This window comes from Streptomyces nymphaeiformis (assembly GCF_014203895.1).
Lineage (GTDB): Bacteria > Actinomycetota > Actinomycetes > Streptomycetales > Streptomycetaceae > Streptomyces > Streptomyces nymphaeiformis.
Window position 1 is genome coordinate 471,737 of the sequence record NZ_JACHJY010000007.1, and the last position, 13,440, is coordinate 485,176.

13 protein-coding genes are annotated in these 13,440 nt (G+C 71.1%); 5 read left to right on the forward strand and 8 right to left on the reverse strand.

Translation table 11 applies throughout. The features are described from left to right. Positions 1-10 precede the first annotated feature (10 nt). Genes GGE06_RS25620 through GGE06_RS25630 form a run of 3 tightly spaced genes read right to left on the reverse strand, consistent with a single transcriptional unit; the run spans position 11 to position 4,241 of the window. Complete coding sequence (locus GGE06_RS25620) at positions 11-2,401, reverse strand: glycoside hydrolase family 65 protein (RefSeq protein WP_184931877.1); 2,391 nt, start codon at positions 2,399-2,401, stop codon at positions 11-13. After that, positions 2,398-3,171 carry an HAD family hydrolase gene (locus GGE06_RS25625; RefSeq protein WP_132916217.1) on the reverse strand — a complete coding sequence of 258 codons (774 nt, stop codon included), beginning with the start codon at positions 3,169-3,171 and terminating at the stop codon, positions 2,398-2,400. Before GGE06_RS25625 ends, GGE06_RS25620 begins: the two co-directional genes overlap by 4 nt. Then, positions 3,171-4,241 (reverse strand): alcohol dehydrogenase catalytic domain-containing protein, encoded by a 1,071-nt coding sequence (locus tag GGE06_RS25630; protein WP_184931878.1) that lies wholly within the window; start codon positions 4,239-4,241, stop codon positions 3,171-3,173. The genes GGE06_RS25625 and GGE06_RS25630 overlap by 1 nt, the downstream gene beginning before the upstream one ends. A gap of 174 nt (positions 4,242-4,415) precedes the next feature. Here GGE06_RS25630 and GGE06_RS25635 point away from each other — a divergent pair, with 174 nt between their 5' ends. From GGE06_RS25635 to GGE06_RS25655, 5 genes are all read left to right on the forward strand, one after another. After that, on the forward strand, positions 4,416-5,843 hold the full coding sequence (locus tag GGE06_RS25635; RefSeq protein WP_184931879.1) for an MBL fold metallo-hydrolase RNA specificity domain-containing protein: 1,428 nt from the start codon (positions 4,416-4,418) through the stop codon (positions 5,841-5,843). A 91-nt stretch (positions 5,844-5,934) separates the two neighbouring features. Continuing rightward, a complete protein-coding gene (locus GGE06_RS25640) occupies positions 5,935-6,405 on the forward strand; it encodes a cyclic nucleotide-binding domain-containing protein (RefSeq protein ID WP_184931880.1) in 471 nt (156 codons plus the stop codon). Positions 6,406-6,417: 12 nt separating this feature from the next. Then, positions 6,418-7,074: a CBS domain-containing protein gene (locus GGE06_RS25645; protein WP_184931881.1), complete on the forward strand. Its 657-nt coding sequence runs from the start codon at positions 6,418-6,420 to the stop codon at positions 7,072-7,074. Further along, positions 7,071-7,685, forward strand: a complete 615-nt coding sequence (locus GGE06_RS25650) for a CBS domain-containing protein (protein ID WP_184931882.1) — start codon at positions 7,071-7,073, stop codon at positions 7,683-7,685. The genes GGE06_RS25645 and GGE06_RS25650 overlap by 4 nt, the downstream gene beginning before the upstream one ends. Next, positions 7,682-8,344, forward strand: coding sequence for a DUF4389 domain-containing protein (locus tag GGE06_RS25655; protein ID WP_184931883.1), 663 nt, complete (start codon positions 7,682-7,684; stop codon positions 8,342-8,344). The genes GGE06_RS25650 and GGE06_RS25655 overlap by 4 nt, the downstream gene beginning before the upstream one ends. Here the strand turns inward: GGE06_RS25655 and GGE06_RS25660 are convergent. The 5 genes from GGE06_RS25660 to GGE06_RS25680 form a co-directional block, all read right to left on the reverse strand. After that, positions 8,314-11,013, reverse strand: a complete 2,700-nt coding sequence (locus GGE06_RS25660; RefSeq protein ID WP_184931884.1) for a cation-translocating P-type ATPase — start codon at positions 11,011-11,013, stop codon at positions 8,314-8,316. The genes GGE06_RS25655 and GGE06_RS25660 overlap by 31 nt on opposite strands. After that, positions 11,006-11,599 carry an Rv1733c family protein gene (locus GGE06_RS25665; protein ID WP_184931885.1) on the reverse strand — a complete coding sequence of 198 codons (594 nt, stop codon included), beginning with the start codon at positions 11,597-11,599 and terminating at the stop codon, positions 11,006-11,008. Before GGE06_RS25665 ends, GGE06_RS25660 begins: the two co-directional genes overlap by 8 nt. A gap of 48 nt (positions 11,600-11,647) precedes the next feature. Then, positions 11,648-12,118, reverse strand: a complete 471-nt coding sequence (locus GGE06_RS25670; protein WP_184931963.1) for a flavodoxin domain-containing protein — start codon at positions 12,116-12,118, stop codon at positions 11,648-11,650. A 13-nt stretch (positions 12,119-12,131) separates the two neighbouring features. Beyond that, a complete protein-coding gene (locus GGE06_RS25675) occupies positions 12,132-12,587 on the reverse strand; it encodes an Hsp20/alpha crystallin family protein (protein WP_184931886.1) in 456 nt (151 codons plus the stop codon). Positions 12,588-12,800: 213 nt separating this feature from the next. Beyond that, entirely contained in the window at positions 12,801-13,214 is a 414-nt protein-coding gene (locus GGE06_RS25680) for a CBS domain-containing protein (protein WP_132916206.1), read from the reverse strand. Between the last annotated feature and the right edge of the window lie 226 nt (positions 13,215-13,440).

Here is a 13,440-nt window from a genome sequence, read left to right on the forward strand (position 1 = left end):
GAGCCACTTCTCACAGACGGAACCAACGCTCCTGTCCGGGTGCGACGGTGACCCTCCGGTCGCCGGGGAGGACGACTGCGAGCGGACCCTCGGGCGAGGCGGGTACCCGGATGGCAAGCCGACCGGGAAGTATCCGCAGGCGCACCCCTCGATGACGGCCGACGCACAGGGTGAAGGTGAACCGGGGGATCTCCGCCAGCGGCACCGGAGCGACCCGAAGCCCCTCCGGTCCCGTTTCGAGGCCCGTGATCCCGCGTTCGACGAGGTCGACCGTGCCGGCCATCGCGCCGAGATGGATGCCCTCGCCGGTCGTGCCGCCCTGAACGTCGGCCGCGTCGGCGAGCAGGGCCTCCTCGCAGTATCGCCAGGCATCAGCGCCCATCTGCCGGGCCAGCACCCAACCGTGGACGAGGCTGCTGAGCGTGGAGCCGTGGCTGGTGCGCCGCAGGTAGTACGAGACGGTCGCACGCCACACCTCGTCGTCCAGCGCGTACCCGAGCCGGCCGAACAGGCCGTACAGCTCCTCGGACCGGAAGAGGTAGCCGAGCATGAGGGTGTCCGCCTGCTTCGACGCCTGGTAACGATTGACCGTGTCGCCCTCGGCCTCCAGGATCCGGTCGAGGCGGCGAATGTCGCCGTACCTTGCCCGGTACGCCTCCCAGTCGAGCTCCGCCAGCTCCCCAAAGCCGTCGAACTGACTCACTACACCCTGGTGGAACGGCACGTACAGCCGGCGGGAGACGTCCTCCCAGCGAGCCAGTTCCCCGTCGTCCAAAGGCAGTTGCTCCGAGAGTTCCGAGCGACGGGTCTCGGGCAGTTCGCCGAGCAGGTCGAGGCCACGGGCGAGCACCCAGGCGGCGGTCGCATTGGTATAGGCGTTGTCGTCGATGCCCGCAGTCGTGGCATCGGGATAGGTGTCGTGGAACTCGTCCGGGCCTACGACGCCCCGGATGCGGTAGCGACCGAGCTCGGGGTCGAACCTGGCGGCCCCGGCCCAGTAGCGGGCGACCTCGAGGAGGATCTCGGCCCCGGCGGAGTGGAGGAATCCGCGGTCTCCGGTGGCCTGCGCGTACCGCCAGACGTTGTACGCGACGGCGGAGCCCACATGGCGTTGGAGCCGTGAGTGGTCGACCAGCCAGCGTCCCGAACGCGGGTTGAGGTGCAGAGTCTGGGTCTCCTCCCGGCCCGAACTCGCGCTCTGCCATGGATACATCGCCCCCTGCTGACCAGCGAGGCGGGCGGCCGAGCGGGCGGCCGGCAATCGACGGTGCCGGTACATGAGCAGCGCCCGGGCCACCTCGGGGAAGTGCAGGTCGAGGTAGGGCAGGACGAAGAGCTCGTCCCAGAAGACGTGCCCCCGGTACGCCTCTCCGTGCAGCCCTCGCGCGGGCACGCCCACGTCGAGGCCCGCCGTGTTCGGGGAGAGCGTCTGCAGCAGGTGGAACACGTGCAGCCGCAGGATACGGCCCGCCTCACCGGGCACGTGCAACTCGCCCTGCTCCCAGACACGCTGCCACGCGGCCTTGTGGGTCGATACCAGCCGGGGGAAGGCCGGAGCACGAGCGATCGCGTCGACGGCTGTCGAGAGCGGGTCGGCGGCGGGCCGGTCCGTCGAGGTGTGCAGTGCCAGGGTCTTGACGACCATGGCCGAGCGGCGGGAGGCGATGGGCAGCTGATACGTCTGCACGGTGCCAGCCGGCGTGGCCGCCTCCCGAGCGCGCCGTACGGGATGGGTGACCGTGCGCACGGCCATAGCGACTCTCATGCCGGGGTCGACGGTACGGCAGGAGAGCCAGGCGACACCCTCGGGCTGGAATCCGGCCCGGTGATCTATGAGGTGACGCCCTTCAAGGTGCCGATAACGCTCCACTCCGGCGTTCGTGACCGCGCCATCGAGAACGGACTGCACCTCGACGGAACCGCTCCAGCCGTAGGCCCGGAACAAGGTGCTCTGCGCCGCCAACCCGGAGTCCCCCATGTGCACGACGCGGACATGGCTGACGCGCAGGCCCCGCCCCCGGGCGTCCTCGAAGAACAGACGCCGGGTGAGCACACCCGCGCGCAGGTCGAGACGGACATCGAAATGACGCAGCTCCCCGGCGTCGGGGGTCAGCCAGTCGCCGGCCGGACCGTCGTCCGGCAGGCAGCGATAGCGCAGAAGCGTCCAGTTCGGAAGATTGACGAGGTCCTCGTTCTCGACCCGCTCCCCCGCGACGACCGAGGCGACCCGGTCGTAGCAGCCAGCCAGATAAGTGCCCGGGTAGTGCGGGCCTCCGGCGGTGCACTCGGGAGCGGAGCCCCGAGTGGCGAACCGGCCGTTGCCGAGGGAGCAGAGTGCTTCCACGAGCGGCTCGCGTTCCGGGTCGTAACGGTCGTAGCCCCACGTCCAACCGGTGGTCATCCGCGCTCACCCCACACGCTCCGGACCAGCGTCGTGAGGTCGGGAACCACCAGGTCGGCCCCCTGCTCTCGCAGGAGGTGGGCAGTGCGCCGCAGCGGGGTGCGGTCGACTCCGACGACGAGCCCGAAGCCGCCACGACGAGCTGCCTCGACTCCAGCGAGCGCGTCCTCGACGACCGCGGTCTCCCGCGGGCGGCTTCCGAGGAGGACCGCCGCTCGCAGGAAGAGCGCGGGATCCGGCTTGCCGGCAAGGCCGAGCCGGGCGGCGTCCTCGCCGTCCACGATCACCGCGAGGAGACCGGCGAGCCCCGCGGCACGGATCAGTGCCCGGGCGTGTTTGGAGGCGGACACCGCGGCGCACGGGACCCCCGCCGTGTGCAGGGCCGCGAGAGCAGGCCGGGCGTCGGCGAAAGCCGTGACGCCTTCCGTACGAAGCAGATCGACGAACGCCTGCTCCTTGTGTGCCGCGACGCCCCAGACCGTGCCGCAGCCCGGCGCGTCGTGCGGCTCTCCCGCCGGGAGGTGGAGACCACGGGCGGTGAGGAAGGCCGCGGCACCGTCGTACCGGGACCTGCCGTCGACGAGCCGACGGTACTCGGCATCCGCGTCGAAGGGCGGCTGTGTCCCGATGCCGGGCGCCAGTCGGTCGAGGCAGGCGTCGAACGCGACTTTCCACGCCGCCGCGTGCACGACGGCGGAGTCGAGCAGAACGCCGTCGGTGTCGAGGACAACACCGTTCGGCGGCCCGGAACCCGGGCCTGGGCCGTTCATCAGGCCGCCGGCGCGTCGGGGAGGCTCACGACCGTGTGTCGCGGGCCGCCCAGCGCGACCTTGATGGCGCCGGTCTCGGCCGCGCGGCCGAAAACCTCGTACGCCTCCTCCATCTCCCCCAGCTCGAACCGGTGGGTGATCAGCTCCGCCGACGGCAGCCGCCCTGCGGCCATCATGCGCAGCAGCATGGGCGTGGACGAGGTGTCCACCAGCCCGGTGACGTCCCTGATCCACAGGTCTTCGAGGTGGAGGGCCGCCGGCTTGCCGTGCACACCGATGTTGGCGACCCGGCCACCGGGCCGGACCATCCGCGTGCACATCTCGAACGCCTCCGGGACACCGACGGCCTCCATCACGACATCGGCACCGAGGCCCTCGGTCAGATCCGCGACCAGCTGTTCGGGATCCTCTCCCGCGTTCACGATGGCGTCCGCGCCAAGGGCACGGGCGGCGGCCAGCCGCGACTCGGCCAGGTCGACGGCGACGATCCGGCCCGGACTGTAGAAGCCGGCGGTGGCGATGGCGGCGAGACCGATGGGGCCCGCTCCGACGACGACCACCGTGTCGGCGGGGTGCACGGCACCGTTCAGGACCCCGACCTCGTAGGACGTGGGGAAGATGTCGGCGAGGAGGACGGCGTCGGAGCCGTCGATCGAGTCCGGCAGCGGATGGACGGACAGATCGGCGAAGGGCACACGGACGTATTCGGCCTGTGTCCCGTCGATGGTGTGGCCGAGGATCCAGCCACCTCCGCCACGGCACTGTCCGTAGCGGCTCTCACGGCAGAAGCGGCACCTGCCGCAGGCGGAGATGCAGGAGATCAAAACGCGGTCACCGGGCCGTACCGTGCGGACGTCGCCGCCGGTCTCGACCACGGTGCCCACCGCCTCGTGTCCGAGGACCCGGCCGGGCGTCACCTCCTGCACGTCCCCCTTGAGGATGTGCAGGTCCGTGCCGCAGATGGTGACGACGTCGACCCGGACGATCGCATCGGCGGGGTCCTCGATGCCTGGATCGGGTGCGTCCTGCCAGGCGATCCGGCCCGGCCCCTGGAAGACGAGTGCCTTCATGGCGCCCACCTGCTTCCTGTCGCGCGTCGCTGCGGTCCTCGCCTACCAGGCTCCGCGGAGCCCTTCGCCGGCACATGAGCCGGTCGGCCCCCGAAAAGGGCCCGCTCGGACCTCCGGACCGGGCCGGTCCGGATGCGAAGGTGGAGGCTGGTCCACTCCGAAGGAGGGCTGGCCATGTCCGAGGCAGCCCCGAACGCCGCTCCCACCGCTCTGCGGCCCGCACTGCTCAGTTTCCTGGGCGGTGTGGGGACGGTTACCGGAAGCAAGTTCCTGGTCGAGAGCGACCATGCGCGGATCCTCCTCGACTGCGGTCTCTTCCAGGGTTTCGCGACCTTGCGGCGCCGCAACTGGGAACGGTTCGCCCGTGACGCCGCGGACGTCGACGCCGTGGTCGTCACCCATGCCCACCTGGACCACTGCGGTTATCTGCCGCGTCTGGTCCGGCAGGGCTTCCGGGGACCGATCCTCACCAGCGCCCACACGGCCCGGCTCGCCGGGATCGTGCTGCGTGACAGCGCCCGGCTCCAGATGGAGGCGGCCCGGCACGCCGACGAGCACGGCTGGTCCAAGCACCGGCCGGCCAAGCCGCTGTACGACGACTCCGACGTGGAGAAGACGCTGGCGTTCTTCGACCCTGTCCCGGTCGGCGAGGACGTGGAGATCATGGCCGGCACCCGGCTGACGCTGCACCACGGCGGGCACATCCTGGGTTCGGCCTGGGCCCACATGACGCTGGAGGACGGGCACACCCTGGCCGTCTCCGGGGACCTGGGGCGGCCCGGACATCCGCTGCTGCTGCCGCCCGAGCCGTTCTCCGGCGCCGACGTATTGCTGATGGAGTCCACGTACGGCGACCGTCGCCACGACCAGGAGTCCGCCCGGTCGGAGTTCGCCGCCGTGATCGCGCGGACCACCGCCAGGAACGGCACCGTTGTCATCCCCGCCTTCGCGATCGACCGTACCGAGGTCGTCCTCCACGAACTGACCCTGCTGCGTGAGACGGGCGTCTTGCCCCGGTCGGTGCCCGTGTACGTGGACAGCCCCATGGCCCTGGCCGCACTCGACGTCTACCGGGACGCGGTACGCGAGCGTTCCCCCGAGTTGCGGCCGGAGATCCTCGCCGAGGGGGGTGCCGCGCTGAGCCCGGAGCCGTTCCTCGCCGCGCGTACCGTCCAGGAGTCCATAGAGATCAACGAGGTCCACGGGCCGGCCGTCATCGTCTCCTCGGCCGGCATGGCGACTGGCGGCCGCGTCCTGCACCACCTGCACCGGCTGCTCCCGGACCCGCGCAACGCGGTCGTCGTGGTCGGCTTCGCCGCGGCCGGCACCCGGGCGCGGGACCTCGTGGACGGTGCCCGGACGCTCAAGATGTTCGGCGAGTACGTGCCCGTACGGGCCGAGGTTGCCGACGTACCCCATTTCTCGGCGCACGCCGACGCCGGACAGATCATCGACTGGCTGCGCGCCGCCCCTCCCCCGCACACCACCTACCTCGTCCACGGCGAACCGGCCGCTTCCGAGGCGCTGCGCGACCGCATCGACCACGAACTGGGCTGGACGGCCGTCGTGCCCCGCTCCGGGGAGGCCGTCCTGGTCCGCTGACGGGGGCCCTTTGGCCCCGGGTGGGACCTGCGCGGCCCTCCCGGACGGCACCCGACCCGGGCGAGCCTGTGGGAAAGGGCTGGAGGACCTCATGACCACCACGAGGACGCTGCTGAACGAACTCGCTCCCGAGGCGCGTGACCGGCTACTGGAGCACGCTCGCACGGTGCAATTCCCCGCCGGGACGCGTATCTTCCGCGAGCGGCAGCACGCAGACCGCTTCTGGATCATCGAGACCGGCCGGGTCGAGCTCGACATGCACGTCCCCGGGCGCCGCAACGCCGTCGTGGACACCCTCGCGTCCGGCGCGCTCCTCGGCTGCTCCTGGATCATGCCCCCGCACATCTGGCACCTCGGCGCCACGGCGACGACCGAGGTCCACGCCCTCGAGTTCGACGCCCAGGCCGTCAGGGAGCTGTGCACGGAGGACGCGGCCGTCGGCGAGGCGGTCTTCGCGTGCGTCGCCGCGGCGATGGCGCGTCGGCTCCTGTCCGCCCGCGACCGCCTGCTGGACGACCTCATGCCGCGTATCGGCGCGGAACCCCTGGCCTACGCCCGATGAGGAGACAGAGTCATGGCCACCCAGCCGTTCGCCGTCGCCGACGTGATGACCAAGAAGGTGGTCGCCGTCCAGCCCGGTGCGGAGTTCAAGGAGATCGTCGCCGCCATGGAGCGGTGGAAGGTGACCGCCGTGCCGGTCGTCGAGGGCGAGGGCCGCGTCGTCGGGGTGGTCTCCGAGGCCGACCTGCTCCTCAAGGAGGAGCTCCACGACCACCGCCTGGGTCTCGTGGAACAGATGCGGCGCCTCGACGCCACGGCCAAGGCGGGGTCTCACCGGGCCGAGGACCTGATGACCTCGCCCGCTGTCACCGTCGCTCTCGGTGCGTCCCTGCCCCAGGCCGCCCGCCTCATGGCTGCCCATCGCGTGAAACGGCTACCGGTCGTCGACGCGAGCGGCGTCATCCAGGGGATCGTGAGCCGGTCCGACCTCCTCAAGGTCTTCCTCCGCCCGGACGAGGACCTCGCCACCGAAGTGCGCCAGGACGTCGTCGAGCACCTGTTCCCCCTCTCTCATCGTCGGGTCGAGGTCCGTGTCGACGCCGGAGTCGTGACACTGTCCGGCGAGGTCCGCGACAGCGCGCTCATCCCGCTCGCAGCCCGCCTGGCCCGCGCCGTCGAAGGCATCGTGGACGTACGGTGCGAACTCACAGCAGAGGGTGACAGGCGATGAGGCACCGCAGCGTTGCGAATCTGATGACACCCACGGCGGTCAGCGTCGTACCGGGCACGACGTTCAAGGAGATCGCACGACTCCTGGACGAGTTCGACATCACCGCGGTGTGCGTGGTGGACGAGTCGAACCGGCCTCTGGGCGTTGTCTCGGAGGCGGACCTGGTACGCCGCCGTGCCGCCGGGGCCCGGCTCGACACCGCGGGCGCGCTCATGTCGAGCCCCGCCATCGTCGCCCGACCTGAGTGGAGCGTGGTGCGGGCCGCCCGCGTGATGGACCGGGCGGGGGTGAAGCGCCTGCCCGTGGTCGACGACGAAGGGCAGCTCGTGGGCATCCTCAGCCGCAGCGACCTCGTCCAGCTGTTCCTGCGCAGGGACCGGGCGATCCAGGAGGAGATCGTCGAGGACGTGGTCACCCACACCTTGGGGCTGAGCCCGTCCGCCCTGTCGGTCGAGGTGGTGGACGGCCGGGTCACGCTCAGCGGCACGGTACGGCGCCGAAGCCTCGTGCCGGTGATTCTCAGGCTCTGCAACAGCGTCGACGGTGTCGTGGGGGTCATCGATCGGCTCACGTACGAAGACGACGACCTGCCGAAGGAGGGACGATCATGAACACCCCGAGCACCACCCCGCATGCTCCTGTGGTGGTGACGGCCGAACTCGACAGCCGGCTGTCCCGTTGGCTGTGGCTGGTCAAATGGATCCTGGTGATCCCCCACTGGATCGTGCTGTTCTTCCTCTGGATCGCCTTCCTCGTCGTGACGGTGATCGCGTTCTTCGCCATCCTCTTCACAGAGCGCTTCCCGCGGGGCCTGTTCGACTTCAACCTCGGTGTGCTCCGCTGGTCATGGCGAGTGTCGTACTACTCGTACGGCGCCCTCGGCACCGACCGCTACCCGCCCTTCAGCCTGGGCCCCGAGCCCGGCTACCCCGCTCGGCTCGACATCGTCTATCCGGAGCGGCTCTCCCGCTCGCAGGTGCTGGTCAAGTGGTGGCTGCTCGCCATCCCCCACTACCTGGTGATCGCCTTCTTCACCGGCGGGATGGAGGTCCACTGGTGGAGCGGCGGCCTGATCACGCTGCTCACGCTTATCGCAGGCTTCGCCGTGGCCTTCACCGACCGGTATCCGCGCGACCTGTTCGCCCTGATCGTCGGCCTGAACCGCTGGGTCCTGCGCGTCGCCGCCTACGCGAGCCTCATGACGGACGCCTATCCGCCGTTCCGTCTCGACCAGGGTGGTTACGAGCCGGTCGTGGGTGCCGCGCGCTGACGGCGCCGCCTGGCGCGCCGCAGCTCGTCCGTGCCCCACACCAGGACCGGGAACGTCGCGATGAGCAGAACGACGTCCAGGGGTAGGGCGGCCGTGCCGAAGAGGTGCTGGAGCGGGGGCGCGTAGACGAGGGCGGCGGTGAACGCGAGTTCGAAGGCGATACCTGCGAGCAGCAGCGGATTCGAGAACACCCCGATGTCGCGGAGTGCCGCGTGGTCGGTGCGGGCCGCGAAGGCCGTACCGACCTGGCAGGTGACGATGCCGGCGAAGGTGGCCGTGGTGGCTGTCACGTAGGCGTGGTGCAGGGGGCTGCCCGTACCCGTGGGATCGCCCGGCTGCCAGCCCGCGCGCCAGAGCACGTAGAAGAAGCCGGCCATGACGAGGGCGGCCGACACCAGGCCCAGGTAGCCCCAGCTGCGGACGAGCATGTCGCGGGAGATCACGCCCTGGTGCCGTGGTCGGGGCGGCCGCTGCATGATGCCGGGCTCGGAGCGTTCCCGGCCGAGGGCGAGGGCGGGCAGGGTCTCGGTGCCGAGGTCGATGGCGAGGATCTGCAGGACGGTGAGGGGAAGCGGGACGGCGCCGGCGGAGAGCGCGAAGACGAGGAAGGGCACGATCTCCGGGGTGGCGTGGGCGAAGATGTAGACGATGAACTTGCGGACGTTGTCGTAGACGCGGCGCCCGGATTCGACGGCGGTCACGATGGTGGCGAAGTCGTCGTCGGTGAGGACCATGGTGGCGGCCTCGCGGGCCACGTCGGTGCCGGAGCGTCCCATGGCCACCCCGATGTGAGCGCGGTGCAGCGCGGGGGCGTCGTTGACCCCGTCACCCGTCATGGCGACGATCCGGCCGTGGGCCCGCAGGGTGTCCGCCACCTTGAGTTTCGTCTCGGGCGAGGAGCGGGCGAAGACGATCTCGGCGTCGCCTTCCACGAGGAGTCGGTCGAGCTCGTCGTCGCGCAGCGACTCGGAAGCCGCGACCACGTGCAGGCTGGGGACTCCGATGCCCACCTCCCGGGCGACGGCCGCGGCGGTGGCTCCGCTGTCCCCCGTCACGACGTGGACCCGGATCCCGGCCTCGTGGCAGCGGCGGACGGCCTCCGTCACCTCGGGGCGCGGCGGGTCGTACAGTCCGACCAGACCGAGCAGCGTCAGTCCCGATTCGGCGTCCGGGCGTTGTGCCGGCGCCCGAGCGCCCGGCGGGAGGTCACGCGCGGCGACGGCGAGGACCCGCATGCCGCCCCGGGCCAGTTCCTCCGCCGCCGCGCGGGCGGCGTCCGTGGCGGAGCCGGGAAGGACACGTGCCAGGACCGCTTCAGGCGCTCCCTTGGCGACGATCCGCAGGTGACCCGTCGCCTCGTCTTCCTGCACGACCGACATCAGCCGCAGTCGCGGATCGAAGCGGAACAGTCCCCGCCGTTCCGCGTCGCGCCGGGCGAGGTCCACAGGGGCCCCGTGGTCGGCGGCCCCGGTGACGAGGGCGGCCTCGGTCGGATCACCGTGCAGCTCGCCCTCCTCCTCGCGGGTGACGGTGGTGCACAGGGCACTCGCCCGCACCAGCTCCTGCGCCCAGGGCCCGGGTTCCGCTCCGTGCCCCGCCGTCCAGAGAGCTCTCAGGCGCATGCGGTTGCGGGTCAGCGTGCCGGTCTTGTCCGTGCAGATGACGTTCGTGGAGCCGAGAGTCTCCACGGCGCTGAGTCGTTTCACCAGGGCGCCCTCGCGAGCCAGCGCGCGGACGCCCACGGCGAGGGCCAGCGTGATGGTCGGAAGCAGACCCTCGGGGACGTTGGCGACGAGGAGCCCGATGGCGAACATGAGGGAGTCGGTCACCGGCAGTCCGACAGCCACCCCCAGGACGAGGAACACGGCTCCCATGCCGGTGGCAACGCCGGCGATGAGCCAGGCGACCTTCCTGACCTGTCGTTCCAACGGGCTGGCCTCGCGCCGGGTCCGCTGGCTGAGGGCGGCGATCCGGCCGAGCTCGGTGTGGTTGCCGGTGGCGAACACGATGGCCCGAGCCTGTCCCTCGACACAGGTCGTCCCGCTGAAGACGAGGTTCGGCTCCTCCAGCAGCGGGGCACCGAGGAGACCGGCCGCGGCCATGCGTTCGGCGGGGACGGACTCCCCCGTGAGCATCGACAGATCGACTTCCACTCCTCCTTCGGTGACGCGCGCGTCGGCGGGCACCTTGTCGCCCTCTTCCAGGAGGATCACGTCGCCGGGCACCAGGTCGCGGGCCTCCACGGTGAGGGGCCGGCCGTCGCGCACGGCGAGGGCGTGCGCGGGCAGGTACCGGGCGAGGGTCTCCACCGCCCGCTCGGCCTGCCGTTCCTGGAGCAGCGCGAAAGCCGCGTTGACGGCGATGACCGCCAGGATCGCCCAACCGAGCACTCCGAGATCCGCGACGAAGGCCAGTGCGGCGGCGGCCCAGAGCAGCAGGGCGAGGGGGTGGACCAGCTGCCCGACCAGCTCTCGCGCGAAAGAGGAGCGGGCCTTGCGCCGCACCTCGTTGGGTCCGTGGACGGCGAGCCGGCGGGCGGCCTCGCGGGCGGACAGCCCGTCCGGTCCTGTGGCGAGTTCCCGGCGGAGCCTGGGCAGGGGCTCGCTGGGGTCGAAGGGCAGCGCCTCGCTGGGCGTGGCCGCCCGGCCCGTGGCGGCGCGGTCAGTCATCGTCGGTCCCCGGCGCCTTCCCCCGGCGGAGCCGACCGGACCACACGGGTTCGACCTCTTCCCACTCCTGTTCCCAGACCGCGAGCCGGCGGGCTTCGGTCCGCCGTCGTACAAGGGCGAGAACGCCAGCCCCGATCGCTCCGACGGAGGCCGTGGCAACGCTGCCGCCCGAAAGTGAGGTCAGCGCGCGGTCAGCGGCGCTACCCGGGGGGCGTGCGGGGGTGCCGGTGTCGTCCACCCAGATCGTCACCGTGCGGCCCTGGGGCGTGCGGGGAGGGACGTGGATGGTGCCGGACCGACGGACGTGCTCAGGCTGTTCCCAGACCGCAGGTGCGAGCGCCCGCGGTGTCGATCCGTACCGGGTGGCGACGGGCGGGTCCTTGGCCGTCCCGGTGGTGGTTGCCTGCACCTGGTGGCGGTGGGTGGCGAGTTCACGGTCGGCCTTGGCGCCGGCGCTCCAAAGGCTCGCGGTGGCCACGGCGCCGCAGATCAAGGAGATCGTCAGGACGAGGATCAGTGCGGCGCGCCCGCGGGGTCCCAGCCCGGACGCCGGGGGTCGCGGTTCCGACCGCTTGCGGTGGTCCATGTCGCACCTCTGGGTGGAGTGGCCTCCAGGACGGGCCGACGAGACCGGTCAGCGTGTGGTGCCGAGTTCGGTCCCGATGTGGTGGTCCCAGTCCTGGATCCGTTCCGGGTTGCGGAAGTCTCCGCCCTTGCCGTGGCGGACCAGGGACCGGCTGATGCGGCCGGGCGTCTCGGCGGTCACAGCGCCCCCGAAGGTCATGTGCTCCCGGGCGCCGAGTTTCTTCATCCGGCGGGCCACGCCGGGTACCGGCGGGATGTCGTGCTGCTCGGCGGAGCTGTCGATGGGCCCGCTGCTGAAGAGCCAGACGGGCCGATGGCGGAGCTGGTCGGCGTTGCGCCGGGCGCACCGTCGCGCCTTGCCGTTCCAGTGCCCGGCGTAGAGGGCTCCGTCGTAGCCGCTGACGTCGGAGACGACGTCGGCCGGCAGGACGACGGCCTCGAAGCCGTCGGCCTGGAGCGTCCGGCCGATCTCGTCGGCGATCCCCCTGGTCGCGCCGTGCTTGCTGCCGTAGGCGACCAGGACTCGCTTGGGTTCACGACGTGGCTCCTCCGGGCGGGGTACCGCCTCGCTTCACCGGGATGGTGCGTGCGGCGCCGGTCTTCTCCTCGGGCATCGGAACGCGGATGGTGAGGATGCCGTCCTCGTACGACGCCTCGACGTCGTCGACCGGGATCGTGGCCGGGAGACGCACGGTCCTGCGGAACGATCCGTAGCGGAACTCCGAGTGCTCCTTGTCCTCCTCGCTCTCGCTGTGCTCCGCGCTCACCGTGATCAGGTTGTCATCGACGGTGATGGTGAAATCGTCGGGGTCCATTCCGGGCAGTTCGGCCCGCAGCACGTACCCGCCGGCGCCGCTGGACACTTCTACCGGGATGGAGTGCGCAGCCGTCGCGGGGCGCCATCCGGGCAGCCCCGGAAACTCACGGTTGAACCAGGTGTCGAAGTCTGGGAACAGGCTGTGACTGCGTTCCACCTTGCCTCCGGCCATTGTTCTGCTCCTCGTTTCGGGGCCCAGGACGGTCGCCGAGGACCCGAGTCGGTGCGGACGGGCGGTGGACCGGATTACGGGGGCCGGTCCGCCTCCGTAACCCCATCGTCCGCCCGTGAGGTCATGTGGCGCAGCGTCCAAGAGGGCTGTCCGACGGGGCCGAACGGGCCGCACCTGGACCGATAGGCCCATGGCACCACGGCTCTGGTGCTGTCAGCGGCAGATCTCTTCGACGAACTGGCCGACCCGTTCCTCCGGCAGGTGCTTCGCCAGGTCTGCCTCGCTGATCATGCCGACCAGGCGGTGGTCGTCGATCACGGGTACGCGGCGGATGCGGTGCTCCTGCATGGTGCGGAGCACCTTCTCGCTGTCGGCGTCCGCGTCGACCGTGACCGGCTTGCCCTGGGCGAGGAGTCCGGCCGTCATGTGGTGGGGATCCTTGCCCTTGGCGAGGCACTTCACCACGATGTCCCGGTCGGTGATGATGCCGTGGAGCCGGTTGTCCGGCCCGCAGATGGGCAGTGCGCCGACGTCGAGTTCGCTCATGCGGCGTGCCGCGTCCATCAGGGTCTCGTTCTCCTGCACGCAGCTCGCGCCGGCGTGCATCATCTCCCTTGCGGTCGTCATGGCCGCGTCCTCCTTTCAGGCCCCCTGCTCGCGATCCGGCCGCTTCACCGTCGGTTCAGAGGAATAGCGTCGACACGCTGACGGTGTGCACCGGGCGCTTGGGACGCCCGCTCGCCCCCTCTGCGGGCGGCTGGTGATTCCTGGGGCGCCCACGCCGCGTGTCCGCGGCCACCTGTCGACCGAGTTCGACCGACGGCCCGTTGTCCCGGGTGCCTCGGTTCCGTGT